Genomic DNA, 25,245 nt, shown 5'->3' with positions numbered 1-25,245 from the left:
GCGGCGGTGCCCCGCACGATGCCACGGTCGCGGGCCCCGTTCGCGGGCCCGCGCGCCCGCGCGGCGAAGGTGCGTGGCGGGTTACGTGGTTCCACGTACGGGGCGGGTGCCGGCCGCACGGCCGGTGAGGCCCGACAGGGCCAGGGCGCCCGGGCCGGCGAAGACCAGCAGGAGGAAGCCCCAGCAGAAGAGGACGGGGGCGAGACCGCCGTTCTGGAGGGGGAAGAGGCCGTCCTTCTGGTGTTCCGTGAAGTACGCGAAGGCCATGATGCCCGAGCTGAGGAACGCGGCACCGCGCGTCGCCACGCCGAGGAGGATCAGAACGCCGCAGGTCAGCTCGATGACTCCGGCGTACCAGAAGGGCCGGTCGCCGACCGGGCTCGTCTTGCGGTCCAGGACGCCGAAGACCGTGGCCGTGCCCTCGCCGGCGAACAGCAGGCCGAGGGCGATGCGGAGCAGCCCCAGCACGAGGGGTCTGCGGGCCGCCGGCCAGTCCTCCAGGCGCGGAGGGCTGCTCATGGGTGCTCTGCGGATTTCGGCACGAAGGGCGGACGCGCCGTCTCGGGTGGGTCAGGGGGTCTCCCCCGAGTTCGCCAGCGCCGCGCCGAGTTCGGATCTGCGTCGGATGCCGAGCTTGCGGTAGGTGCTGGTCAGATGGGTCTCGACGGTGCGGCGCGCCAGGTGGAGGAGCTGTCCTATCTCCGTGTTCGTGCGGTTCTGGGCGGCGAGTTCGGCGATACGGCGTTCCCCGGCGGTCAGCGCGGCGGGCCCGGTGAGCGCGGTAGCGGTACGGCGGGCGCCACCCTCGCGCAGCGCCGACTCCGCGATCGCGCGCAGGCGGTGCGCGCCCAGTCGTTCGGCGCGTTCGGCCGCCTCCCGGAAGGCGTCCCGGGCCCGCGCCCGCTCCCCGGCGGCGGCGAGCTGCCGCCCCTGCGCCAGAAGCGCCGGTATCAGCTCGACCTCGACCGGCGCACCACCCGCCCCCGTCGTCCCCCGACGGGTGCCCGCCGCCGCCCCGCCGTCGATCGACCAGAGCGTGGGCGCTCCGCCCGCCGGCCAGGTGCCCACGGCCAGCGCCGGGCCCCCGCCCAGGGCCCAGCCCCGCATCGCCGTCACCCTCACGGGCGCGCCGGCCGACGCCGTGGCACTCCAGAGGGAGAGCGCTCCCTTCGTTGCCGCCGCACCCCGCGCCGCCGTCGCGGTCGAGGCCGCTCGTATCGCCGCCGCCGCCGTGGGCCCGGCCTCCCCCAGGGCCCCGGACACGTCGCGGGAGTCGGCGTCGACGCCGTGGCGCAGGAGGTGGACCGCGCGGTCGGCCAGGTGGAGGCCTCGGCGGCCGCGGGTGGCCGTGGCCAGCGTGGTGAGGGCGCGGCCGACGACCCGGGGGGTGTTCCAGACGGTGGCCAGGGAGAGTTCCTGTTCGGCCAGGGCGAGGGCCTCGTGGGGGCGGCCGAGAGCGAGGTGACACTCGGCGGCGGCGGTGCGCCAGGGGGTCACGACGGGGCTCGCCACGTCCCGCGCCGACTGACGCCGGCCGCACTCCAGGAAGTCGTCGAGGGCCGCCGCCTGGTCGCCGGTGGCGGCGCGCAGGACGCCGCGCGCGTAGAGGAAGCGGTTCAACTCCCAGGAGTCGTGGGCGTTCTGGAGGTCGAACGCGTCGGCGAGACGCGCGGCCTCGTCGGTGCGGTCGGTCTCCACCAGGGCGACGACCGCGTGGGCCAGCGCGTTGGCGGACTCGGGGCGGCCGGCGACCGCGCGCGCGACCTCGGGGTCGGCGAGGACGTCCTCGTGGGCGCCACGCGCCGCGATGATGTCGACGCGGACGTTGCGCAGGGCCAGGTGCATCGGGTGCAGCAGGGAGATCCGCCGGCCGCCGAGCCCGCGGTGGACCAGCCGTTCGGCCTCGTCGAGCTGGTCGGCCCACTGGGCGACCGCGGCGGCCGTGCCCAGCAGGAACACCTCGTCCGTCGGGTCGACGGGCTGGGCGAGCAGGGCGCGGATGCGGTCCATCGCGGTTGCCGCCGAGGTGAGACCTGCGGTGGCCTCGTAGCGCACCAGGAGGGCCTGCCCGGCGGTGCCGACCAGGTGGGGGGTCTCCTCGGCGGCTTCGCGCAGCCGGCGGTAGACCTCCTGTCGTACGCCCTGGTCGTGGTCGGAGAGCAGCGCCGAGGCGGTGCGGACCGTGCGGATCAGGTCCGGATGGTCCGTCAGGTGCTCGTCGTGCAGCCCCCGCAGCACGTCGACGGCGGCGCGGGCCTCGCCGCGCCGCGCCAGGGCCGTGCCGAGGGCGACCGCCGCCTGGACGCGCTCGCGGGGCGGGCCCGGCCGGCGCATCGCCTCGACCAGCCGGGGGATGCCCGCGCCGGACCGTACGGTGGCGTACTCCAGGGAGCCCAGTTCGGTGAGGACCGCGGTGCGGCGGGCGGCCGGCATCGGTTCGTCGAGGGCGCGGCGCAGCAGGGCGAGGGCGTCGTCGTCGCGGTCGTCGCGGACGGCGAGCTCGGCGGCGTCGAGCAGGGCGCCGGTCGCCCACGCCTCGCCCACGGGGCCGCAGCGCAGCAGTTGGGCGGCGACGGCGGTGGCGCTGTCGCCGCGGTGCAGCAGCGCCTCGGCGGCCCGGCGGTGGGCGGTCTGCCGGTCGGCGCCGGCCCAGCCGCCGAGCACGGCGTCCCGCAGCAGCGGGTGGGCGTAGCGCGGCCGGCCCTCGGCGTCGGGGCGCAGCAGACCGAGGCCGGTCATCGCGGTGAGCCAGCCGGGGACGCGGGCGGGGTCGACACCGGCCGTGCGGGCGAGCAGGTCGGCGTCGATCGGTACGGACGTGTGCGCGTCACCCCGTACGGGGGCGTGCCCGTCGGCCGGTACGGAGGTGCCCGGGTGGACCGGGGCGGGAGCGTGCGCGTCGGCCTGCGCGAAGCCGTGCGCGTCGGCCGGTGCGGGGGTGGCCGCGTCACCCTGCGCGGGAGCGTTCGCGTCGTCGAGGGCGGCGAGGGCGCGGGCGACCTCGACGGTCGCCGGGCCGGCGCTGTCCAGCCACCAGGACACCGCGGCGGCGTAGGTGCCCGGGTAGAGCGCCGCGCAGGTGTCCGGAAGGGCAGCCGGGAGGGCCCCGGGGTGCGTGGTACGGAGGTCGGACAGCAGGGCGCGCAGCAACAGCGGGTTGCCCGCGCCCGCGCGTAAGCAGGCGTCGATCCCTTCCGGCGGGGCACCGGCGTGGACGGTACGGACCAGGCGCGCGGCCGCGTCCGCGCTCAGCGGGGCAAGGGTGCGGGTGTGCACGAGGGCAGGCGAGAGGGCGTGCGCGAGACCGTCCGCCGGGGGGTCGATGTCGTACTGGCCGCGCTCGGTGACCACCAGGAGGACCGGCAGCCGGTCGATGCGGCGGACGGCCTCGACGAGCCAGCGGCGGGAGGCGGGGTCGGCGGCGTGCGCGTCGTCCACGGCGACGAGGAGGGGGGACTCGGCCGCGTAGGAACGCAGCAGGCGCCACAGCCGGGCGGGCCTGCCCCGGTGCGGCGGGGTGCCCGGCGGGTCCGGCGCCTCCCCGGCGATCTGGTCGAACTCCGTTCCGTGGGAAAGGAGTTGGAATACCGTGTCGAACGGTACGGAGGTGTGCTCGGGCGAGCAGCGGGCCCGCAGGACCCGCATGCCGTTCGCCGCCGCGTGGTCGGCCGCCCACTCCAGGAGCGCGGTGCGGCCGGTGCCGGTGGCGCCCCGGAGCAGCACCAGGCGGCCCGAGCCGGTCCGGGCACGGGCTGCCTCCGCGGTCAGCAGCTCCATGGCCTCACGGCGTTCGAGAAGCGGTTCCGGCGGGCACATCGCTGTCTCCTTCGTGGAAGGTCGTTTTCCGCTTCCGTAGACGGGGCAGGGCCCGTCGAGGTGCACCGTTCGCGGCCGGTCGGCGTGAAAACGCCGTGGCCGATCCCGTGGCGAGTGCCACGGTCGTCCCGTGGTGGTCCCGTGGTCAGGTCCCCGGGGATCTCGTGGTGTGTCTCGTGGTCCTCCACGATTGCGCAGCGCACGCGTCACACAGAAGTGTGAATCGAGCCCATCGGCCACTCCCCTCACAGGAGTGGCGTTTTCGTGCATACGGGAGAAACGGTTGCGCAGCACATTTCGCACCACGGACACGGCGACGGCCACCGCCGCGGCGACCGCCGCGTCGGAGCCCCAGGAGACCCGGCGCCGCATCCCGGTCGTGGTCCACACCCCCGACCCCCTCTCCCGCGCCGGCGTGCTCAGCCAGCTGCGGGGGCACCCGGTGATCGACCTCACGGACGACGCCGAGGTACGGCCGGGCACCGTGGCGGTGCTCGTCGGTGACACCCCGGACGAGTCACTGCTCTCCGTGCTGCGCCGGCTGGTGCGCAGCGAGGGGGCGCGGGCCGTGCTGGTGGTGAGCATGATCCGCGAGACGGAGCTGCTCGACGTCATCGAGTGCGGGGTCGGAGCCATCGTGTGGCGCCACGAGGCGACCGCGCACCGGCTGGCGCAGGCGGTGCTCGCGGCCTCGCGCGGCGACGGTGACCTGCCCGCGGATCTGCTCGGCCGGCTGATCAACCAGGTGGGGACGTTGCAGCGTTCGGTCGCCGGGCGCACCGGGGCGCCGCTGTCCGGCCTGGTACCGAGGGAGATCGACGTCCTGCGGCTGGTGGCCGAGGGAATGGACACCGGCGAGATCGCGAGCAAGCTCTCCTACTCCGAACGCACCGTCAAGAACGTGATGCACGGACTCACCACCCGACTGCATCTCCGCAACCGGGCGCACGCGGTGGCCTATGCCCTCCGTGAAGGCTACATCTGATCGAACGGGCAGCCGCACCCGCCCACTTGGGCAGCGCACTGTGCCCGCGGGTCGTCCCCGGCGCGTCTACGGGCGCGGTGCCCGCGCGGGGCAGGATTCGGCGCAGAGACGTCCGGGACGACGGCGGGCAGACGTCCGACACGGCGGCGGACAGACATCCGACACCAGCAGGAGCACGACCGTGATCCACGAGGTGGACGAGGTCCTCAAGGGACTGATCGGCGGTGGTGCCCTGGCCGGCTCCGGCATCGACGTCTCCTTCGAGGCCCCGACCCGCGACTGGGCGGCCCGGCGCAACGCGCCCGCCGTCAACACCTATCTGTACGACATCCGTGAGGACGTCTCGCGCCGCCAGCGCGGCCACATGCCGGTCCGCGACGAGCGTGACATCGTCGTACGCCGCCGGCAGCCGCCCCGCTGGTTCCGGCTGTCGTACCTGGTGACGGCCTGGACCAAGCAACCCCAGGACGAACACCGGCTGCTCTCGGCGGTGCTCGCCAACCTGCTGACGCGCGAGCTGCTGCCGCCGGGTGAACTCCCGGCCGCGCTCGGCGCGCTGGGGCTGTCCGTGCCGCTGTCGGTGGCGGGGCTGCACACCGAGTCGCGGTCTCTCGCCGAGATCTGGTCCGCGTTGGGAGGCGAGCTGAAGCCGTCCCTCGACCTCGTGGTCACCGCACCGTTCCCGGCCTTCCCCGAGTACGACGCCGGTCCCCCGGTCACCGAGGGTGCGGCGATCCGGGTGCGCGGCATCGACGGCTCGCCGGAGGGCTCGGAGGAACGCGCCCACCGACCGGGGCAGTTGGCGTCGGCGCCGGTCACCGAGGAGCGGCGCCGGTGACCGTGCACGTAGGCGCGGACACCGAGGGGCTCCTGATCCGGCTGGCCCGACTGCGGGGACGTGTGGCCGAGTTGGTGGCGGAGCGCGGCGCCGGTGATCCGACGGCGAGCGATCCGCTGCGGGGCCTCTACCTGTCCGAGGAGGGCGTACGGCACCTCCTGGAACCGTCCACGCGCCCGCACCCGTCCGTCTTCGCCGACCCGGAGCACGACCCGGACCCCGGCCGGAGGGCCGCCCCGGACGATCCGTTGGAGGCGCTCGCGGGGCGGCTGGGGCTGACCGAGCTGGACACACGGATCCTGCTCATCGCCCTGGCGCCCGATCTGGACCGCTCCTACGAGCAGTTGTACGGCTATCTCAACGACGACGTGAGCAGGCGTCGGGCCACGGTCGGGCTCGCGCTCGATCTGTGCGGGCTGCCCGTGCATCTGGCGCGGGCGCGGGCCCGGTTCCGCCCCTCGGCACCACTGAGCGCGCTCGGACTGCTGACCGTCGAGGACCCCGAACGCCCCTTCCTCGGACGCGGGTTGCGGGTGCCGGACCGGCTGGTCGCGCATCTCCTCGGGGACGACACGCTGGACCCGGCGCTGGTCGGCCATGCCCGTCCCTTCGGGTCGCCGTCGCCGTCCGCGTCCGCATCGGCGTCGGCGGTAACTCCTGGCGCGCCCTCGTCCGGGGAGGACGGCGGGTTCACGGCCCGGCTGGCCGCCCGGCTCGCCGCCGCTCCGGTCACCGTGCATCTGCGGGAGCACCGCGAGGGCGACGGCCTGCTGCGCGCGGGAGCCGCCCTGCGACTGGCCGGGACGGACGCGCTGCACTTCACGCCCCCGGCGGCCGAGGGCGAGCTGTCCGCGCTGCTGCCCCGGCTGCTGCGCGAGGCCCGGCTGCGCGGGTGCGCGGTCGTGGTGACGCCGTTGCCGGAGAAACCGGGGCCGCTGTTCCGGGCGTTGACGGCGGCCGACGTGACCGTGCTGTTCGCGGGGCCGCAGCCGTACGACCCGCAGTGGTGCGACCGTGATCCGCTGGTCCTCGACGTGCCCCGGCCGCCCACGGGCGCGGTGGACGCCTGGGCGGCGGCGCTCGGCGCCGGGACGGACGGGCCCGGGTTCGACCTGGCGGCCACGGTCGCCCCGTACCGGCTCGGCGGTGACCGGATCGAGCGGGCGGCCCGGGCGGCCGTGGACCTCGCGGCGTTCGACGGCACCGAGGTGACCGCGGCCCATCTGCGGCTCGCGGCGCGTCTGCAGTCCGCCTCCGGGCTGGAGCGGCACGCCCGCCGGATCCGCCCCGACGTCGGCTGGGACGACCTCGTGCTGCCCGACAAGCCCCTCGCCCAGCTGCGGGAACTCGCCCTGCGCGCCCGGCACCGCGACCGGGTGCTCGGTGACTGGCGGCTGAGCGCCGGGGGCGGCCGGGGCCGGGGGGTGCTCGGGCTCTTCGCGGGCGAGTCGGGCACCGGCAAGACGCTGTCGGCGGAGGTCGTGGCGGCCGAACTCGGGCTGGACCTCTATGTCGTGCAGCTCTCCTCGGTGGTCGACAAGTACGTGGGCGAGACCGAGAAGAACCTGGAGCGGATCTTCACCGAGGCCGACCGCACCGACGCCGTGCTGCTCTTCGACGAGGCGGACGCGGTGTTCGGCAAGCGCTCGGAGGTCAAGGACGCGCACGACAAGTACGCCAACATGGAGAGCGCCTATCTGCTCCAGCGGCTGGAGTCCTTCGACGGGATCGCCCTGCTGACCACGAATCTGCGGGCCAACATCGACGAGGCGTTCACCCGGCGGCTGGATCTCGTGGTCGACTTCCCGTTCCCGGACACCGCGCAGCGGCTGGCCCTGTGGCGGCACAGCCTGGGGGCCGTGCCCCGCGCCGACGACACGGATCCGACGGCGGTCGCCCGTGACTTCGAGCTGGCCGGCGGTTCCATCCGCAGCGCGGTCGTCACCGCCGCCTACGCCGCCGCCGGACGCGGCGGGCCCGTCACCACCGCCGACCTGCGGGAGGGCGCGGAGCGCGAGTACCGCAAGGCCGGACGGCTGGTGCCGGGCGAGGGCAACTGGTAGGCAGCCACGGTGGCTACTTCACGCGCCACTTCTGGTTCGGGGTGCCCGCGCAGGTCCACAGCTGGAGGTCGGCGCCGTTGCGGGTGCCGTTGTCCTTCACGTCGACGCACTTGTCGGCCTGCGGGTTGACCAGGTCGCCCTCGGTGCTGAGCACGAACTGCTGGGCGGGGTTGCCGCTGCACCGGGCGAGCTGGATGACCGCGCCGTCGTCCCGGGAGCCCCACGCCACGTCCATGCACAGCCCGAGGGAGCGCACGGTGCCGTCGCCCCGGAAGTCCCACTTCTGGTTGGCCGAGCCGGCGCAGTCCCAGATCTGGAGCGGGGTGCCGTCCTTGCCCTTGCCGTTCTGCGCGTCCGTGACGTCGACGCAGCGGTTGGAGCCCTTGCCGATGATCGCGAACCCCTTGACGGCCGACGGCTTCTTCTTCGGCGTCTCCTTGGTGTCCGGTTCCCGGTCCGCCCCGGAGCCCGAACCCCCGGAACCGGAACCGGAGCCGGAGCCGGAACCTGAGCCCCCGCCCGAACCGGAGCCGGGGCCCGGGTCCTCCTCGGGCTGCTCCTCCCGCGGGGGAGCCTCGGGCGTCTCGGAGGGCAGCGGCGCCGCGGAGATGGTGGGTGCCGGGGCCATCGCGGACGGGCTGGCGCTCGGCAGGGCGGTCGTACCGGCCTGCTGGAGGTCGCTCGCGGCGCTGACGACCTTGGGCTGGTAGGCGAACCACAGCGTCACGAAGGTGATCGCCAGCGCCACGGCCACCCCGAGGCAGGTGGCCAGCCAGCCCGGCAGGAATCCCCGCTGGACATAGGTGCCGTCGACGGACTGCGGTGCCACGCCCGCCCGTTGCACGGCGAGCGCGTACGGTCTCTCCTCCTTGGACCCGAACCAGATGATCTGCCGGGGCTTCAGCGTGGCCTTCACGAACGCGGCACGGCCGGGCTCGATCTGCACATTGCTCGGATGGATGTCGTACGACAGCTGGTCGCCGTTGTCGCTGCCGCCGACCGAGGCGGTCACCTTGGTGTTGCCGAGGTTGTCGATGGCGAGCTTCGGCCGCCCCCGCAGGCGTCCCTTCACGGTCGGCGGGACGAGTTCCGCCCTGACCTCCGTGAACGGCGTGATCGTCAGGTTGCCCTCGGGGACGGTCGTCGCCTCCGGGTGCTGCGTGGGGGTGATGCGCACGGCGTACGGGTGGGGCCCGGCCGTCGCGTCCGGGGTACGGGGCGGCGCGAACGTCAGCTCCACCGTGCCCGTCGTGCCCGGGTAGAGCCGCAGGGTCTGCGGCTCCACGGTCGTCCACGGCGCGACATCGCCGACGGGCTCGAACCGGTACTCGTCGACCACGTCACCGGTGTTGCGCAGGCGCAGCCGTACGGTCGTACTGCTCCCCGGGTCCACGGTCGCGGAGGCGGGTTCGAGCGAAGTCCAAAGGCTCACGGAGGGACGCTACGCGACCGGCCGCGTACGGTCAGGAGTCGCCGGGGCAGGACCGGCTGCCCCGACGGCCACCCGACCCCGCCCCAACGGCCTTGTCACACCGTGAACTTGACGGCTTCCAGCCAGATGCCGTTGTCGAGGGTGCCGCCGAAGATGTAGCGCTCCCCCTCGCCGGGCTTGTCGCAGGCCAGGTTCTGCCAGCCCCGGTCCTTCTGGTGGACCGACTGGCAGACCCCTCGGGCGCCCTCGTCGACGTTGACGGTGAAGCCCAGCATGGCCGGGGCGTCCTTCTTGGAGTCACCGACGTAGTTGTCCAGGCCGTCGGGCGCGCCCGACCAGGGCTCCACGTAATGCCCCTGACCGTTCGTCGAGCCGGGGTTGTGGACGAAGGCGGCGCTGGCGGTGCCGCCCACGCCGGCCACCGCGATGTTGAGCGCGGTGAGCGGCCTGCCCTGGCCGACCGTGCCGGCCGTGTCTCCGTCGCACTCGGGGGCCGTCCAGCCCTTGCCCTTCACGAAGGCGCGGTAGCAGATGTGCCGGCCGCCCGGGTCCGAGGCGGCCAGCTGCCGTACGGCGGTCGCGGCCGTCGGCGCCTTCTTCGGCTTCTCCTCGCCCCCGCCGCCGGATCCGCCGCCCCCGTCGTCACCGCCGCTCCCGCCGTCGCTCTTCGGCTCCTCCGTCTGCGGGGGCGCCGAGGAGACAGCCGGCGGGGAAGGCGTGGGCTCCGCGGGGGCGGACAGACTCGGCGAGGGAGAGGGCGGCAGCGTGCTGACGGCGGCCTCCCGCAGCTCCGTGGTGGCGCTGACCACCGGGGGCCGGTACGCCAGCCACAGCGTCAGGAACGTGATCGCGAGCGCCAGGAAGATGCCGAGGCAGGTGGCGAGCCAGCCGGGCAGGAAGCTCCGCTGCACATAGGTGCCCTCGACGTCGAGCGGTGTCACCCCCGACCGCTTCACCGCGAAGGTGTAGGGCCGCTCCTCCTTGGACCCGAACCAGATGATCTGCCGGGGCTTCAGCGTGGCCTTCACGAACGCGGCACGGCCGGGCTCGATCTGCACATTGCTCGGATGGATGTCGTACGACAGCTGGTCGCCGTTGTCGCTGCCGCTGACCGAGGCGGTGACCTTGGTGTTGCCCAGGTTGTCCACGGCGAGCTTCGGCCGCCCCCGGAAGCGGCCCTTGACCGTCGGCGGGACGAGCTCCGCCCGCACCTCCGTGAACGGGGTGATCGTCAGGTTCCCCTCGGGGACGGTCGTCGCCTCCGGATGCTCGGTCGGCAGGATCCGCACGGCGTACGCGTTCGGGCCGGCCGTCGCGTCCGGGGTACGGGGCGGCGCGAACGTCAGCTCCACCGATCCCGTCGTCCCCGGGTACAACCGGAGCGTCTGCGGCTCCACGGTCGTCCACGGCGCGATGTCACCGACCGGCTCGAAGCGGTACTCGTCGACCACGTCACCGGTGTTGCGCAGGCGCAGCCGTACGGTCGTACTGCTCCCCGGGTCCACGGTCGCGGAGGCGGGTTCGAGGGAAGTCCAAAGGCTCACACCGGGACGCTACGGCAGTGCCCGGCGGCGGGTCAGAGACGCCGGGGCAGCCTTCCCTGCCTCAAGGGGCAGCCTCGCACAGGGTCGTCAGCCCTTGCCCTTGACCCTCGTGACGTTGGCGTTCGAGAGGTCCACGGAGTTGGGCAGCATCGCCTGCGGACGCAGCAGGTCCCGCAGCAGGAAGTCCATCAGCTCGGCCCCGCTCATGGCCTTCAGCCGCTGGGCCAGCGGCGGGTTGGCCTGCTCGAAGCGGATGATCTCCACGATCGCGCGCTCCACCAGACCGGGGACGATGTCGGCGCCGGTGAGGATGTTCTTGTGCAGGAGTTCGGGCCGCTTGACCTCCTTCTCCGGGCCGTAGACCATCTCGTCGCCCGGCACCATGTGCGCGAACTGCCGGGCCAACGTGAGCGCCTGCTTCTGCTCCGGGTCGGTGATGTGCTGGAAGGCCGTCATCGAGTTCATCATGTCCTCGCCGTCGATCTGTCCCCGCCGGAACTCACGGACCGACTTGTGTCCGGCCTGCTTCGCCGCGGCTTCCCGCTGATCCGACTTCGCCTTGTGCTCCGTCAGGTCCGGCCGGTCCGCGGGGGCGACGAGTGCGGGGTAGTCGCGCTGGATGAAGTCGCTCAGCATGATCCATCCCTCGCTCACCAGCCGCTCGATGCCGAGTTCCAGCCGGATCTCGCCGAAGCGCGGAGCGCGGTCCGTCTTGCCCCGGGGCTCGATGTAGAAGAAGACGAAGCCGTCGTTGCCGAGGACCAGCTCGTCGACGTTCATGGTGTTGTTCTCGGCGTCGCCCAGCTCCGACTTGGGCTTGAGCTTCTTGTCCGAGCCGAGCATGGCCTGCGCCCGGTGCTCCTTGGTGTAGTGGGCGAGCACGCTGTCGCCCAGCGCGTTCTCCAGCTTGGCCCTGACGTCCCTGACCCAGGCCTTACCGCCGGCGCCGCCGATCTCCTTGGTCAGCTCCGCCCGGTTCATCTCCGACATCTCGCGGACGTAACTGGCGCCGGACATGTCGAAGTTCACGGTGCTCTGGGCGAACTGCTCATCCTTCCACATGGTGCCCCGGTCGGTCATGGCCTTGTACGGCGCGGCCGCCGACTCCGGCATGCCCGCGTCGCGCGCGACCTGCCCGCTCACGACCTCCAGCTCGGCGCGGACGGCGGCGATCACCTGGTCCAGGTAGCGCAGGTCGCCGGGGAGCGCGCCCTCGCGCAACGGCATGGCGAGCACCTGGAGGTCCGCCAGCTGGTTCATGCACTGCTCTGGGTCACGGACCGTGGAGCGGTCGTAGGCCAGGACGGCCGCCTTGACCGGTGCCACCACCTCGGAGGCGGGCTTCTCCTTGATCCAGCCGGCGAGCCGGCCGGCCAGCGTCGTCGCGGGGGCGTTCGCCACGCTCTCCAGCGTCTCGTGCCCCTTGCGCTGGACCGTGGGCCCGCGCCGGCCCGAGGGCGCGGCCGCCGCGCTCGGCTCTTCCGCGCGCGGCGGGCCGTCCGTCGCGCGCTGCACGGGGGCGGGCCCGCCCATCACCTGCCGGGCGGTGGTCTCCGCCTCCTGCTCCGCCCAGTCGGAGGGGTCGGAGACCTTCAGACCGGAACCGTTGTCCGTGCCGGGCACGGCGCCCTGCCGCTGCTGGCGGACGTGGTGCAGTTCATGGGCGAGGGTGTGCTTGTCGCGGCCGTCCCAGACCACATGGGACCCGGAGGTGTACGCCCGTGCCCCGATCTCCGCCGCGGACCGCTGGGCCACGGTGTCCGTGTGGACGCGGACGCCGCTGAAGTCCTCGCCGTCGAAGCGGCTCTCCATCTCGGTGCGCAGCGACGGGTCCAGCGGCGTTCCCGAGGTGCTCAGGACCTGGTGCACGGCGGAGCGCTGCACCGGGGCGTCGTGCCCGCAGTCCGCGCCGTGCCGGTGGCGCTCCTCCTCGACGGCGCGGGCCACCGCCGCGTTGCCCGCGGCGCGTTGCAGGGCCAGGAACGCGGCGGCGGTCCCCTGGAGCGGGACGCGGCCGGGCCCGCGGTCGCCTCCCGCCCGGCCCCGCTCCATGCCGTTCGCTGCCTTCTGCGCGCGCACCGGTTCTCCTCGGCTCGACGACTGGTCGGGGCGATCAGGCTTACCGGACCGGCGCCCGCCGCGGGAGGTACTCGGGGGCAGCCCCGGGGGCAGAGCGGGCCGCCGTTGCCCTCCGGTGTGCCCCTGCGGGCAACGGCACTGCCCCCGACCCGGCCCTCCGGGACGTTTCGAGGGACGCGCTTCGCGCGTGAGGGTGAGAGGCGACCTGTCTCGTACCCCAAGGAGAGCAGAGCATGCCGTCCTACCTGTCGCCGGGCGTCTACGTCGAGGAGGTGGCCAGCGGCTCGCGTCCCATCGAGGGTGTGGGCACCTCGGTGGCCGCCTTCGTCGGCCTGGCCCCGACCGGTCCGCTGAACGAGCCGACGCTGGTGACCAACTGGTCCCAGTTCGTCGCGGCGTTCGGCGAGTTCACCGACGGCTACTACCTCGCGCACTCGGTGTACGGGTTCTTCAACAACGGCGGCAGCGCCGCGTACGTCGTCCGTGTGGGCGGCACGGCCCAGGACGGCGCGTCCGCCGGCTCCCCGGCCGCCGTGACGGGGTCCGCCGCGCCGGCCGCGCTCCCGGCGGGCGAGCCGAAGCAGCTGGGCACCTTCAGTGTGACCGCGATCGCGGGCGGTTCGCTGAGCGTCGAGGTCGCCGACCCCGAGGGCGAGGGTCCCGCCGAGCGCTTCAGGCTGATCGTCAAGGACGGCGACAAGCCGGTCGAGACCTTCGACGTGACCGCCAAGAAGGGCGGCCGCAACTACGTCGTCACCCAGGTCAAGGAGCGCTCCAAGCTGATCACGGTCCAGGAGACCGTGCCGGCCGCGCAGCTCGTGCGCCCCGACAACCAGACCGTCGCGCTGGCGGCCCCCGCCGCCCCGGCCGCCGTCGCGCCCGCCGGCAACGACGACGCCCACCCCGGCCCGGCCGAGTACCTCGGTGACTCCGCCGACCGCACCGGCTTCGGCGGCCTGGAGGCCGTGGACGAGATCTCCATGGTCGCGGTGCCCGACCTGATGGCCGCCTACCAGCGCGGCGCGATCGACCTGGAGGCCGTCAAGGCGGTCCAGCTCGGTCTGATCGCGCACTGCGAGCTGATGGGCGACCGGGTCGCCGTCATCGACCCGCCGCCCGGCCTCAACGCCCGCCAGATCCGCGTCTGGCGCCAGGAGACCGCCGGCTACGACTCCAAGTACGCGGCCCTCTACTACCCCTGGATCAAGGTCTTCGACCCGGCCAGCGGGCAGTCCCGCGTCATCCCGCCGAGCGGCCACGTCGCCGGTGTCTGGGCCCGCAACGACTTCGAGCGCGGTGTGCACAAGGCCCCCGCCAACGAGGTCGTCCGCGGCGCGGTGGACCTGGAACTCCAGATCACCCGCGGCGAGCAGGACCTGCTCAACCCCATCGGCGTCAACTGCATCCGTGCCTTCCCGGGCCGCGGCATCCGCGTCTGGGGCGCCCGCACCATGTCCTCCGACCCGGCCTGGCGCTACCTCAACATCCGCCGGTACTTCAACTACCTGGAGGAGTCGATCCTGATCGGCACCCAGTGGGTGGTGTTCGAGCCGAACGACCACGCGCTGTGGGCCCGGATCCGGCGCAACGTCTCCGCGTTCCTGGTCAACGAGTGGCGCCAGGGCGCCCTGTTCGGCCAGCGGCCCGAGGACGCGTACTACGTCAAGTGCGACGAGGAGACCAACCCGCCGGAGTCGGTGGACCTCGGCCGGGTCATCTGCGAGATCGGTATCGCCCCGGTGAAGCCCGCCGAGTTCGTGATCTTCCGGCTGGCCCAGTTCTCCAGCGGCAGCGGCGAACTGGAGGAGTAGGCCGTCACCGGCCCGCGCCCCCGTTTTTCGCTGAAGCCCCTTGCCCCTCCCTGCCCTTAGAAGGACACAGAACAGATGAGTCTCGCGCCGGGTGACGCCCTTACTTCACACAATTTCGGCCTGCAGATCGACGGGGTGATGGTCGAGTACCTCGCGGAGGTCAGCGGCCTCACCCTCGAACAGGACGTCATCACGTACCAGCAGAACTCCGCCCAGGGCCGGCCCGAGGTCAACCTGCTGCCCGGTGTGCAGAAGAACGGGCAGTGCACCGTGGTCCGCGGCATGACCCAGTCGGCCGCGTTCAACACGTGGATCAACGACTCGATCAACGGTCAGATGGGCTCGGCGCGGAAGAACGCGTCGATCATCATGATGGATTATCAGAACAACCCGGTGAAGCGGTACAACATGCGCAACGCCTGGTGCAGCAAGATCGACGCGAGCACCCTCAAGGCGGGCGAGGCCTCCGCGCTCACCGAGACCGTGACGATCGTCTTCGAAGAACTGGTCATCGAGTAATGCGGCGCACGGCTGGCAGGTCGGGCGCGGGCTCGATCGTGGACGTACCGGGCGCGGGCCCGGCGGCGGGTCCGGTGCCGGGACCGGAGGGGGCCGGGGCTCCGGCGGCGGGCTTCGCTCCCGCCGCGCCGGGACCGGTGCCGGGCGCGGCGCCCGCCCCCGCTCCGGGTCCCGCCCCCGCTCCTGCTGTCGCGCCGGTGGCGCAGCGGCTGCGGACGGAGTTCCCGTTCGAACTGCCGCGCGGCTACGTCGACGAGGCGGGGAACGTCCACCGGGAGGGCGTGATGCGTCTCGCCACCGCCCGGGACGAGCTGATCCCGCTCCGCGACGTCCGGGTCCAGGAGAACCCGGCGTACCTGTCGGTCGTGCTGCTCGGCCGGGTCATCACCCGGCTGGGCAATCTGCCGATGGTCCACGACGGGATCGTGGAGAACATGTTCGCGTCCGACCTGGCGTTCCTCCAGGACTTCTACCGGCAGGTCAACGCGGAGGGCCACACCCGCGCGGCCGTGGAGTGCCCCCACTGCTCCGAGCCCTTCGAGGTCGAACTCGGCGGGAGCCGCCTGGGGGAATCGTGACGTACGCGACCGACCGGCTGCACGAGGAGATCGCGTACGTCGCCTTCCACTTCCACTGGAGCTTCGAGGAGATCCTCGACCTCGAACACCACGACCGCCGCCGCTACACCGAACAGATCGCGTCCCTCGTGACACGGGGCGGGTCGGAGGGCTGATCACGTGGGGTTCATGGATCGCCTTCGGGGCGCCGCCGGGTCGGCGGCGCGCCGGGGCGGGGTCGACGGGCGCGCGTTGGGCGACGGGGCCGGGGGTGCGTCGGGCGGAGAGGCCGGGGGCGCTTCGGGTGCTGGGGTCGGTTCGGGCGCCGAGGGTGCTTCGGCCGTTTCCGGCGGTGGGGGTGCTCTCGGCGGTGGCTGGGAAGGGCTCGGGCCGATCCAGCGGGCCCTCGGGGGGTCGGCCGCTGTCGCGGACGCCGGGTTCAGCGGGCGGTTGAGCACCTGGCAGAACCCGTCCTTCACCGGGACCCTGTCCCACGCCGTGCTCCCCGGCGCGCCGGGCGGTCTGGTCAAGAACGTCCTCACCACGTCGGCGGCGCCCGTCGCCGGCCTGGAACTGCCGTCGCGCACACTGCCGGTGGCGTACGAGGAGCCGGAGGCCCCGGTCGCCCCCTCCGTGCCCCCGTCCGCCGCCCCTGGGCCTGTGCAGCGAGCGCCGTACCGGGTCACGCCGTCCCGTCCGGCCGGCCCCCGGGTCACCCCGGCACGGCCCCACGCCACCCGTCCGGCCCCGTTGACCAAGGCCGCCGCACCGGCCGTCCAGCGCCGGACCCTGCCCGCGTCACGGCCACAGCCCTCCGGGCCCGCCGGGGCGCCGGAGGGTACGGCTTCGGGTCCGACGCCTTCGAGCAGCGCCGCGCCCGGGCGTACGGTGCCTGCGGCGACGGCAGCCGGGGGTACGCCGCCCGGACGTACGGCAGCGGACGGCTCCTCGTCCGGTCACACGGCTTCCGGTGGCTCGTCGGCGCCGGGTCCGGTATCGGGTCGTACGGCGTCCACGGGGAGCGGGGCGGGCTCGGCGAACTCGGGTACGGGCCCGGTCGGCGCGTCCGGCGGCACCCCTCGGGCGACGGCGCCTGCCGCGACGCCGGCCGGGGCCGAGACGCCTGCGGTCAGCTCCACGAGCGCGGCCGAAGCTCCCTCCGGCAACAGCGCCGCCGCTCCCGCTGACACGGGTCCGGCCATCCAGCGGGCGACGCCCGACCCCGCCGCCGGGACGACACCCGACTCCGGCGGTACGTCGGCGACCGGCGACCGGAGGGGGCCGAACCCTGTCGGGGATGCGACGCCGAGGCCCGGCGGTACGACACCGAACTCCGCCGGTACGGCGACGAGTCCCGCCGGCACGACGGCGAGTCCCCATCGCGGGACGGCGGGTCCCGGCCGCGCGCCGTCGAACCCGGTCGGCGCGACGCCAACTCCCAGTCGTACGACGCCGCCGCCCAGCCGTACGAGCACGAACTCCGCCGGCACGACCACGAGTCCCGGCCGTACGACGTCGAGCCCAGTCGGTCCCGCCACGACGAGCCCCGGCCGTACGACGTCGAACCCGGTCGGTGCCGCCACCACGAGCCCCGGCCGTACGACGTCGAACCCGGTCGGTGCCACGGCGAAGCCCGGTGCCGCGGCCACCGACTCCGGCCGTGTGGCGGCGAATCCCGCCGGTACCGTGCAGCGCGCCGCCAGCACGTCAGGGGAGCCCCGACGCGCAGCGGGCGACCCGGCCGGAATCACGCCCCCGTCCGACCCCACGGGCAACCAGCCTGCGGGGAGCCCCGCCGCCCCCGGACGGGGTGAGGTCAGCGTCCAGCGGGCGACGACCACGTCCCACGCCGCGACAGGCGAACCCGCAGGTACGGGCTCCGCCTCCACCCCCGTCCCCTCCGCCTCCGTACGCGGCGAGGTCGGTGTCCAGCGCGCAGCGCCCGGCCCCGGCGCCCCCTCGGGCCGTTCTCTCGGCGCCGGCACCGACTCCGGCGTGCCCGGCGGCTTCAAGGGCGACGTCCAGCGGTCCGCGCCCGAGGCCGGTGCCACGGCACCCCACCCCGCCGATACGGCCGGTCCCACCGCCCCGCGCACCGCCCCGGTCCGCACCCCGGCCACCCCCAGCCCTGCCGAGCGCGACGTCCAGCGGACAGCGACCGGTCCCAGCCGTACCGCGGCGGCCACCACCCCCACCGCGGCATCGGGGGGCGCTCGCGCAGCATCCGCCCGCCCCGGTGGCACGTTGCCCGGAACCAGCGCCCCGGCGGCCGTCAGCCGACCGTCAAGGGCAGGTCTCGGCACCCCGGTGGGCGACGCCGCTCCCCGGCCGGCGACACCTCACGGCACCACCCCCACCGGCCCCGCCACGCCCCGCACGGCCCCCGGGACAACGCCGCACGCCTCCGGTTCTACCGCCGTGCAGCGAGCGACGGCAGCCCCCAGCCGTACGGCAGCCACACCGCCCGGGACCGGCGCCTCGGCCACATCCGATCGCAGCGCGACGCCAACGGGCCTCGGCGCCACGCCAGTTGGCCCGAGCGTCTCCGCCTCCGCGACCGCCGCCGCCCCGCCCGCCCCCAGCGCGGCCGACGCGATCCAGCGGACAACCTCCAACCCCCGTGGCACGGCGCCCACCCCCGGCCCGATGTCCACACCCGCCACCACCAACTCCTCCCCCACCCCCCGGCGCATGGGCCTCGGCACCCCCACCTCCGGCCCTGTGCCGCCCGCCGCCGCCAGCGCACCCGCGCCCACACCCCCGGCGCCGACGACGCAGCCCACCGTCGCCCCCACCCCGACCTCCACCCCCCGCCAGCGCCCCCTTCTCGGCGCTCCCCTCACCACCCCGCCCCGCGACACGCAGCCCCTGGTCGGACGCCCGACCCCCGGCGCCCCGAGCCCCCTCGCCCACCCCTCTCCCGTACAGCGGGCAACGGCCCCCACCGGCCCGGCCCAACGCCGCCCCGAAGGGCCGCGGGCAACCGCGCGACCAGCCACGTACGGCCCGCAGCCGCCCCACACCCCGACCCGGCACAGCACCGGACGCACCACCACCCCGACGGCCCCCACAAAGCCGCAGACCCCCTCAGCCCTGCCGATGTCCGCCGCCGCCCTGCCCCTGTCCGGCGCCCTGCCCGTGTCGTCCACCCTGCCCACCCCCTCCGCCCCACCCGCACTCACCACCACCCCCGTGCGCCCCCTCACCCCCACCCGCGCCCTCACCACGGCCCTGCCGACCCCGGCCCCGCCCCCCGCGCTCCAGCGTCAGACCCCCGGGTCCGCCGTCCCCCTGCGCCGCCCCGCGACCCCCGGCACCGGCACCGGCACCGGCACCGGCACCGCCGTACAGCGCCTCACCACGAACAAGCCCGCCTCCCCCACCACCGTCGCCCCCACGACGCCCCCGCACTTCCAGCACGCACCTCAGAAGCCGACCCCCCTCCCCGCCCTCCCGGTGGTCCAACGCCGAGCGCCATCCCCACCCGCACCGCCCGTCACCCCCCAGGCACCCGCCCCACCCCTGCCCTCACCGCCCCCCGCACCCGCACCCGCACCCGCCCACATCCAGCGAGCCCCAGAAGCCCCTCTCCGCCCCACCCCCGCCACCACAACCACTGCCACCACCACCGCCACAGCTCACCGCACCGCGTCCGCCAACCCCCCGCCCTCCTCCACCCCGGCGGACACCGGAGCCCAGTTCGACCCCCGCTCCCTCACCGACTTCCAGCTGGACGAGCTGACCCACAAGCTCATCGGCCGCATCACCCGCCTCGTCCGCACCGAACTCCGCCTGGACCGCGAACGCATCGGCAAACTCCGCGACCCCCGCCACTGACCCCGACTCTGCCCCCCCCAACCGCAACAGACCCCCGTCCGCAGAAAGGCCCACCCCGATGCCCCGCGATCTCGACCCGGGCTCCACCATCTACTTCACCCTGACGATCGACGGCGAGAGCCTCGGGTACTTCAACGGGTGCGAGGGGCTGTCCTCGACGGTGGAGATCGAGCACCGCCAGGAGGGCGGGAACAACGGGTTCGTCTGGCAGTTCCCGTCGCGCGTGACGTTCTCGAACATCCGGCTGACGAGGCCGCTCACCCCGGACACGGCGAAGGTCGCGGCGTGGATCTCGTCCGTGGCGACGGGCGTGAAGCGCCCGACCGCCCAGATCGCGGCGCTGCGCGCGGACGGCTCGGAGGTGGCCCACTGGGGGCTGATCGACGTCCTGCCGGTGAGCTGGCAGGGGCCGTCCCTGGACCCGTCGAACCCGAGCGTGGCGACCGAGGTCCTGGAGATCACGCACCACGGATTCACGGACTGAGGGCGGGGCACGGATCATGGCGAAAGGCAGCAAGGGCGGCGCGGGCAAGAGCCTCGTGCGGGCCACCCTGGCCATCCACGAGCCGCCGGTCGGGACGAGCACGACCCCCGGCGGACTGATCAGGACGTTCAGCTTCGAGTTCAACCCGGCGGAGCTGACGCTGCGCCAGGGCGCCCAGTGGAAGACCACGATCAGCGCGGCCGTGCGCGACGGTGCCCTGCCGGAGTTCATGGGGCCGGAGGCCCGGCAGATGAACGTCGAGATCTTCCTCGACTCCTCCGCCCGGCCGAGCGGCACCACGGTCCTGAAGAAGGTGGAGTCGCTGCTGTCGTGCTGCGAGGTCACCTCCAAGAGCCTCGCGGCGAAGCAGCCGTCGCCGCCCTGGGTGGTGTTCCAGTGGGGGTCGTTCTCGACGGCCCGCTTCACGGCGTACGTCAGTTCCGTGGATGTCACGTACTCCCTGTTCGGGACGACCGGCGTGCCGATCCGGGCCACCTGCCGGCTGTCGCTGCACGAGATCCCCAGCAACACCAAGGGGCAGAACCCGACGTCCGGCGCGCTGACCGCGCGGAGTGTGCACCGGGTCGTCGCGGGCGACTCGTTGCAGTCGCTGGCGTGGCGGGAGTACGGCAACGCGTCCGCGTGGCGGGCGATCGCGGAGGCCAACGGCATCGACGACCCCACCCGGCTGCCCACCGGCATCGAACTCGTCCTCCCGTCGGCCGGAGAGGTGGGCTACTGATGGGCGGGTCCCAGGCCGGAAACCCGTCCTTCTCCAACGTCATCCAGGTCACCGTCGACGGCAGGCAGCTGCCGACCGACTACGCCGACCTGCTGGTCGGCGGCTGGGTCGACCTCGGGGCCGGGGTGCCCGGCGCGTTCCGGCTCACCTTCCGGGATCCGCACGGGCTGCTGCTGGGCAAACTGAACGTCAAGTTCGGCTCCGCTGTGGTCATCTCGCCCGTGGCCGGCGGGCAGGGCGCGGGGAACCCGGTGTTCACCGGCGAGGTCACCGGGATGGAGACCGACTACGACGGCACCGGCACCTTCACCGTCGTGCGCGGCTACGACGCCGGGCACCGGCTGATGCGGGTGCGCAGGGTGGCGGCGTACCGCAATCAGACGGCCTCCGACATCGCCCGCAAGCTGGCCGCGATGAACGGCGTCCCGGTCGGGCAGGTGCAGTCCACCAAGACCGTCTACGACTTCATCAGCCAGTCCAACGTGACGGACTGGGACTTCCTGGCGCGGCTCGCCGACGAGAACGAGATGGTGATGTCGCTGGACGCGAAGGGGAAGTTCCAGTTCGTCAGGCCGAAGCCGGCGTCCGGCGCCCCCGCGTCGAGCGCCCCCGGCCGGAAGAACCCCTTCGAACTGAAGGCAGGCCTCGACATCCTGCGCTGCCGTGCCGCCGTCACCGCCTCCGACCAGGTCGGCAAGGTCGAGGCGCGCGGCTGGAACGTCACGACGAAGAAGAAGCTGACCGCGACGACGCAGGCGGACGCCAACCCCGGTATCGCCATCGGCACCACCCCGCAGAAGGCGGCGAGCCCGTTCAAGGCCGCCAAACTGGTCGAGACGGACACGCCGTACGACCTGCAGAGCGAGGTCACGCACGCCGCCGGCTCCCTCGCCGACGACATCACCTCCGCCTTCGCCGAGTTGGAGGTCACGGTGCGCGGCAACCCGCTGCTGCGCCCCGGTGTGCCGATCACGCTCTCCGACGTGGGCGCTCCCTTCGAGGGCAAGTACACCTGCACCTCCGTACGGCACACCTTCGGCGACGGCAGCCACTACGAGACGTGGGTGACCGTCAGCGGCCGGCAGTGGCGCTCGCTGTTCGGGCTGACGTCGGGCGGCGGGACGGCGGCCCCGCGGCTGCCCAGTGTCGCCAACGCCCTCGTCACCGACGTACAGGACCCGCTGAAGCAGGGCAGGGTGAAGCTGCAGTTCCCGTGGCTGGACGACGCGTACGTCAGCGACTGGACGCGGACCGTGCAGATGGGCGGCAAGGGCGGCGGCGGGATCTTCCCGCTGGACGTCGGTGACGAGGTGCTGGTCGCCTTCGACCGGGGCGCGCTCGACCACCCGTTCGTCATCGGCGGCCTCTACAACGGCGTGGACAAGCCGACCCCCGTGAAGGACGTGCACCTGCACGACCCGGTCAGGAAGAAGGCGATCCGGCACACCCTGTCCGACCGGGAGGGCAACCGGGTGGACCTGCTCAGCCAGCAGACCGGCCTGCGCAAGCAGGGCGTTCGCCTCGCCACCGGCAACGACCGGCTGATCATCAACCTCGACCGGACGAAGACCGAGATCACCGTGGACAGCAAGGGTGCCGTCAGCATCACCGGCGGCACCTCGGTGTCGGTGAAGGCCGGGACCGATCTGACGCTGAGCGCGCGCCGCTCCGTGACCATCCGCAGCGGCGGCCCCCTGAACCTCCAGGGCCAGGGCATCGTCGGCCTCCGGTCGCTCGGCGGCGCGGTCAACGTGAACGCCGTGGGCGCCCTCACCATGAGCGCGGCCGGCGCCGCGACGATCAGCGCGGCCGGGACCGTGCAGATCAACGCCGTCGGGCAGGCGGCGCTGCGCGCGGCCAACGTCGACATCACGGGCATCGTGCTGGTCAACAAGAAGCCGTACCCGATCCCATGACGGCCGTCGTCCGCACCTCCCTACCTCCACACGTCCACATGTCCGCCGAGAAGTCGTACGTACCAGAAAGAGGGGTGGCCCGCTGATGGCCGAGCAGTTCGTCGGATCCGGCTGGGCGTTCCCGCTGCGCATCGGGCCCACCGGGGGCATCGCCCTGGTCAGCGGGGAGCGCGAGGTCGAGGAGGCCATCCGGCTCGTCCTGGCCACCGCGCCGGGCGAGCGGCCGATGCGCCCGGAGTTCGGCTGCGCCATCCACGACCTGGTGTTCGCGCCGGTCAACGAGGCCACCGCAGGCCGGATCCAGCACGAGGTGTACGCGAGCCTCGACCGCTGGGAGCCGCGGATCGAGGTGACCGACGTCGAGGTGACGGCGGGCGCCGACCAGGGCGTCCTCTTCATCGACGTCCGCTACGCGATCCGCGGCACCAACAACCCGCGCAGCCTGGTCTTCCCGTTCTACGTCATCCCCTCCCACGACGAGCCGGACCTGGCCCCCGGGGGTTCCGAGGGCTCCGACCGTCCCGACTTTCCCGACCGTCCTGAAAGCGACCGCTGATGGCCCTGCCCTCCCCGAACCTCGACGACCGCCGCTTCCAGCAGTTCGTCGACGACGCCAAGCGCTACATCCAGCAGCGGGCCCCGGAGTGGACCGACCACAACGTCTCCGACCCCGGCGTCACCCTGGTGGAGACGGTCGCCCACATGGCGGACCAGATCGTCTACCGGCTCAACCGGGTGCCGGAGAAGAACCATCTGGCGTTCCTGGACCTGGTGGGCATCACCCTGTTCCCGCCCTCGGCCGCCCGTACGGACGTGACGTTCTGGCTGTCGGCGCCGCAGGAGGAGCCGGTACCGCTGCCGGTGGGCACCGAGGTGGCGACCGTGCGCACCGAGAGCGAGGAGGCGGTGGTCTTCACCACCGAGCGCGAACTGGACGTCGTCCCCTGCGCGTTGCGGAATCTGGTGACCCAGCGCCCCGGTGAGCCGGTGGCCGACCGGACCTCCGACCTCGCCGAGGGCAAGGACCTGATGTGCTTCGCCGAGTCCCCGCGGCCCGGCGACTGCATGCTGTTCGGGCTGACGGCCGCCGTGCCGCACTGCGCCGTCGTGCTGGAACTGGACAGCGTGGTCGACGGTGTCGGCGTGGACCCCCGCCAGCCGCCGCTGGTCTGGGAGGCGTGGACCGAGGACGGCTGGACCGCCTGCGAGGTCGACCGCGACGGCACGGGCGGCCTGAACCGTCCGGGCGAGGTCGTCCTGCACATGCCCGGCGGGCACACCCTGTCCCGCACCGGCGGCCAGGAGGCCGGCTGGCTGCGCTGCCGGGTCACCGAACCCCTGCCCGGCCAGCCCTTCTACACCACCTCGCCGACCGTCCGCGCCGCCGAGGCCTTCACCATCGGCGGCACCACCACCGTCGTCCACGCGGAGACCGTGTACGACGAGGCGCTCGGCGAGTCCACCGGCCTGCCCGGCCAGCGGCTGCGCCTCGCGCACTTCCCCGTGGTCGGCGACACCCCGCCCGTGCTGCTCCAGACCGCCGAGCACGACGGCTGGACCGACTGGGACGTCGTCCCGTCCTTCGCCGCGTCCACCTCCTACGACCGCCACATCACCCTGGACTCGGCCACCGGCGAGATCGCCTTCGGCCCGGCGGTGCGGGAGCCCGACGGGAGCCTGCGCCAGTACGGGGCCGTCGCGCCCAAGGGCGCCGTCATCCGGGCCGTGCGCTACCGCACCGGCGGGGGCAGGGCCGGCAACGTCGCCCGGGGCGCCATCCGGGTGCTGCGCACCTCCGTGCCGTACGTCTCCGAGGTCGTCAACCGGGAGGCCGCACGCGGCGGTGTCGACGCGGAGACCGTGGAGGAGGCGAAGGTCCGGGCGCCGATCACCCTGCGCGCCCAGGAACGCGCGGTGACCCTGCGCGACTACGAGGAACTCGCCCGCCGCGCGGCCCCCGAGACCGCCCGCATCACCTGCCTGGAGGGCGAGGAGGGCGATCACGGGGCGTACGCGGTACGGGTGTTGGTGGTGCCCCAGGCGGTGCCGGACCCGGGCGGCCGACTCCGCTTCGAGCAACTCGTCCCCGGGGATGCCCTGTTGCGCCGTATCACCCGCCACCTGGACGAACGCCGCCTGATCGGGACGCGGTTGGCCGTCGGCCCGCCCTTCTACCAGGGCATCACGGTCGTCGCCACGCTGCACGCCTTCCGGGGCGTGGACACCGACCGCGTCCGTCGTCAGGCCCACGACGCGCTCTACCGCCACCTCGACCCGCTGACCGGCGGCGCCGACGGCCGGGGCTGGCCCTTCGGCCGCCCCGTCCAGTCCGGCGAGGTCTTCGCCGTCCTCCAGCGCGTCCCCGGCGTCGAACTCGTCGACGACGTCCAGCTCCACCCCGCCGACCCCCTCACCGGCAAACGCGGCGACCCCACCAACCGCATCGACCTCTCACCCCCGTCCCTGGTGTTCAGCTTCGACCACCGGGTCCGCGTGATCGGGGACAAGCAGTGAGGTCCTTCAACGGGGCGCAGCCCCGTCAGGGGCGCGGGGAACTGCGCGAGCAACCACGAACTACCCGCAGCCGCCTTACGACAGCACCCCCCGAGCTACTGGGCGGCC

General features: G+C 73.7%; 19 protein-coding genes. 13 read left to right on the top strand and 6 right to left on the bottom strand.

Translation table 11 applies throughout. From position 1 onward, the window contains the following. Positions 1-81: 81 nt before the first annotated feature. Both HW837_RS26555 and HW837_RS26550 read right to left on the bottom strand, forming a co-directional pair. Positions 82-519: a DoxX family protein gene (locus HW837_RS26555; RefSeq protein ID WP_193381749.1), complete on the bottom strand. Its 438-nt coding sequence runs from the start codon at positions 517-519 to the stop codon at positions 82-84. Positions 520-570: 51 nt separating this feature from the next. Then, entirely contained in the window at positions 571-3,816 is a 3,246-nt protein-coding gene (locus HW837_RS26550) for a helix-turn-helix transcriptional regulator (RefSeq protein WP_193382702.1), read from the bottom strand. Positions 3,817-4,099: 283 nt separating this feature from the next. Here HW837_RS26550 and HW837_RS26545 point away from each other — a divergent pair, with 283 nt between their 5' ends. The 3 genes from HW837_RS26545 (at position 4,100) to HW837_RS26535 (ending at position 7,702) form a co-directional block, all read left to right on the top strand. Further along, entirely contained in the window at positions 4,100-4,801 is a 702-nt protein-coding gene (locus HW837_RS26545; RefSeq protein ID WP_045562495.1) for a helix-turn-helix transcriptional regulator, read from the top strand. 181 nt (positions 4,802-4,982) lie between these two features. Continuing rightward, complete coding sequence (locus HW837_RS26540) at positions 4,983-5,639, top strand: Pvc16 family protein (protein WP_045562496.1); 657 nt, start codon at positions 4,983-4,985, stop codon at positions 5,637-5,639. Next, a complete protein-coding gene (locus tag HW837_RS26535) occupies positions 5,636-7,702 on the top strand; it encodes an ATP-binding protein (RefSeq protein WP_193381751.1) in 2,067 nt (688 codons plus the stop codon). Before HW837_RS26540 ends, HW837_RS26535 begins: the two co-directional genes overlap by 4 nt. Before the next feature lie 13 nt (positions 7,703-7,715). Here the strand turns inward: HW837_RS26535 and HW837_RS26530 are convergent, their stop codons facing one another. The 3 genes from HW837_RS26530 to HW837_RS50410 form a co-directional block, all read right to left on the bottom strand. Next, complete coding sequence (locus HW837_RS26530) at positions 7,716-9,134, bottom strand: ricin-type beta-trefoil lectin domain protein (RefSeq protein ID WP_193381752.1); 1,419 nt, start codon at positions 9,132-9,134, stop codon at positions 7,716-7,718. A gap of 95 nt (positions 9,135-9,229) precedes the next feature. Next, complete coding sequence (locus HW837_RS26525) at positions 9,230-10,678, bottom strand: hydrolase (protein ID WP_193381753.1); 1,449 nt, start codon at positions 10,676-10,678, stop codon at positions 9,230-9,232. Between the two features lie 87 nt (positions 10,679-10,765). Next, complete coding sequence (locus HW837_RS50410) at positions 10,766-12,757, bottom strand: eCIS core domain-containing protein (protein ID WP_390623559.1); 1,992 nt, start codon at positions 12,755-12,757, stop codon at positions 10,766-10,768. Positions 12,758-12,990: 233 nt separating this feature from the next. On the opposite strand from HW837_RS50410, the gene HW837_RS26515 reads away from it, so the two are divergent. From HW837_RS26515 to HW837_RS26500, 4 genes are all read left to right on the top strand, one after another. Further along, positions 12,991-14,568: a phage tail sheath family protein gene (locus HW837_RS26515; RefSeq protein WP_045562500.1), complete on the top strand. Its 1,578-nt coding sequence runs from the start codon at positions 12,991-12,993 to the stop codon at positions 14,566-14,568. 75 nt (positions 14,569-14,643) lie between these two features. Further along, positions 14,644-15,087 carry a phage tail protein gene (locus HW837_RS26510; RefSeq protein WP_033526822.1) on the top strand — a complete coding sequence of 148 codons (444 nt, stop codon included), beginning with the start codon at positions 14,644-14,646 and terminating at the stop codon, positions 15,085-15,087. Further along, complete coding sequence (locus tag HW837_RS26505; RefSeq protein WP_193381754.1) at positions 15,087-15,665, top strand: hypothetical protein; 579 nt, start codon at positions 15,087-15,089, stop codon at positions 15,663-15,665. Before HW837_RS26510 ends, HW837_RS26505 begins: the two co-directional genes overlap by 1 nt. Next, entirely contained in the window at positions 15,662-15,820 is a 159-nt protein-coding gene (locus tag HW837_RS26500; RefSeq protein ID WP_086786782.1) for a DUF6760 family protein, read from the top strand. The genes HW837_RS26505 and HW837_RS26500 overlap by 4 nt, the downstream gene beginning before the upstream one ends. Positions 15,821-16,600: 780 nt before the next feature. Here HW837_RS26500 and HW837_RS26495 read toward each other — a convergent pair. After that, positions 16,601-17,293 carry a hypothetical protein gene (locus HW837_RS26495; protein ID WP_193381755.1) on the bottom strand — a complete coding sequence of 231 codons (693 nt, stop codon included), beginning with the start codon at positions 17,291-17,293 and terminating at the stop codon, positions 16,601-16,603. Between the two features lie 997 nt (positions 17,294-18,290). On the opposite strand from HW837_RS26495, the gene HW837_RS26490 reads away from it, so the two are divergent. From HW837_RS26490 to HW837_RS26465, 6 genes are all read left to right on the top strand, one after another. Next, positions 18,291-19,481 carry a hypothetical protein gene (locus HW837_RS26490; RefSeq protein WP_193382703.1) on the top strand — a complete coding sequence of 397 codons (1,191 nt, stop codon included), beginning with the start codon at positions 18,291-18,293 and terminating at the stop codon, positions 19,479-19,481. A 58-nt stretch (positions 19,482-19,539) separates the two neighbouring features. Further along, positions 19,540-19,965 (top strand): phage tail protein, encoded by a 426-nt coding sequence (locus tag HW837_RS26485; protein WP_045563263.1) that lies wholly within the window; start codon positions 19,540-19,542, stop codon positions 19,963-19,965. A gap of 16 nt (positions 19,966-19,981) precedes the next feature. After that, positions 19,982-20,707 (top strand): CIS tube protein, encoded by a 726-nt coding sequence (locus tag HW837_RS26480; protein ID WP_193382704.1) that lies wholly within the window; start codon positions 19,982-19,984, stop codon positions 20,705-20,707. Then, positions 20,707-22,623: a VgrG-related protein gene (locus HW837_RS26475; protein WP_093792348.1), complete on the top strand. Its 1,917-nt coding sequence runs from the start codon at positions 20,707-20,709 to the stop codon at positions 22,621-22,623. The genes HW837_RS26480 and HW837_RS26475 overlap by 1 nt, the downstream gene beginning before the upstream one ends. A gap of 85 nt (positions 22,624-22,708) precedes the next feature. Continuing rightward, complete coding sequence (locus HW837_RS26470) at positions 22,709-23,179, top strand: GPW/gp25 family protein (RefSeq protein WP_060883216.1); 471 nt, start codon at positions 22,709-22,711, stop codon at positions 23,177-23,179. Then, positions 23,179-25,137 (top strand): putative baseplate assembly protein, encoded by a 1,959-nt coding sequence (locus HW837_RS26465; RefSeq protein ID WP_086786155.1) that lies wholly within the window; start codon positions 23,179-23,181, stop codon positions 25,135-25,137. The genes HW837_RS26470 and HW837_RS26465 overlap by 1 nt, the downstream gene beginning before the upstream one ends. Positions 25,138-25,245: the final 108 nt, after the last annotated feature.

Origin of the sequence: Streptomyces caniscabiei (assembly GCF_014930365.1) — a bacterium.
Taxonomy (GTDB): Bacteria; Actinomycetota; Actinomycetes; order Streptomycetales; family Streptomycetaceae; genus Streptomyces; species Streptomyces caniscabiei.
The sequence above is the reverse complement of the archived record's forward strand: the minus strand, read 5'-3'. Positions and strand labels throughout refer to the sequence as shown.

What these genes read in the sequence shown, in the direction of transcription:
- HW837_RS26490 (WP_193382703.1), top strand. Translation starts at nt 18,291, where the DNA reads ATGTCCACACCCGCCACCACCAACTCCTCCCCCACCCCCCGGCGCATG.
- HW837_RS26465 (WP_086786155.1), top strand. Translation starts at nt 23,179, where the DNA reads ATGGCCCTGCCCTCCCCGAACCTCGACGACCGCCGCTTCCAGCAGTTC.
- HW837_RS26505 (WP_193381754.1), top strand. Translation starts at nt 15,087, where the DNA reads ATGCGGCGCACGGCTGGCAGGTCGGGCGCGGGCTCGATCGTGGACGTA.
- HW837_RS26485 (WP_045563263.1), top strand. Translation starts at nt 19,540, where the DNA reads ATGCCCCGCGATCTCGACCCGGGCTCCACCATCTACTTCACCCTGACG.
- HW837_RS26470 (WP_060883216.1), top strand. Translation starts at nt 22,709, where the DNA reads ATGGCCGAGCAGTTCGTCGGATCCGGCTGGGCGTTCCCGCTGCGCATC.
- HW837_RS26550 (WP_193382702.1), bottom strand. Translation starts at nt 3,816, where the DNA reads ATGTGCCCGCCGGAACCGCTTCTCGAACGCCGTGAGGCCATGGAGCTG.
- HW837_RS26480 (WP_193382704.1), top strand. Translation starts at nt 19,982, where the DNA reads ATGGCGAAAGGCAGCAAGGGCGGCGCGGGCAAGAGCCTCGTGCGGGCC.
- HW837_RS26475 (WP_093792348.1), top strand. Translation starts at nt 20,707, where the DNA reads ATGGGCGGGTCCCAGGCCGGAAACCCGTCCTTCTCCAACGTCATCCAG.
- HW837_RS26510 (WP_033526822.1), top strand. Translation starts at nt 14,644, where the DNA reads ATGAGTCTCGCGCCGGGTGACGCCCTTACTTCACACAATTTCGGCCTG.
- HW837_RS26555 (WP_193381749.1), bottom strand. Translation starts at nt 519, where the DNA reads ATGAGCAGCCCTCCGCGCCTGGAGGACTGGCCGGCGGCCCGCAGACCC.
- HW837_RS26515 (WP_045562500.1), top strand. Translation starts at nt 12,991, where the DNA reads ATGCCGTCCTACCTGTCGCCGGGCGTCTACGTCGAGGAGGTGGCCAGC.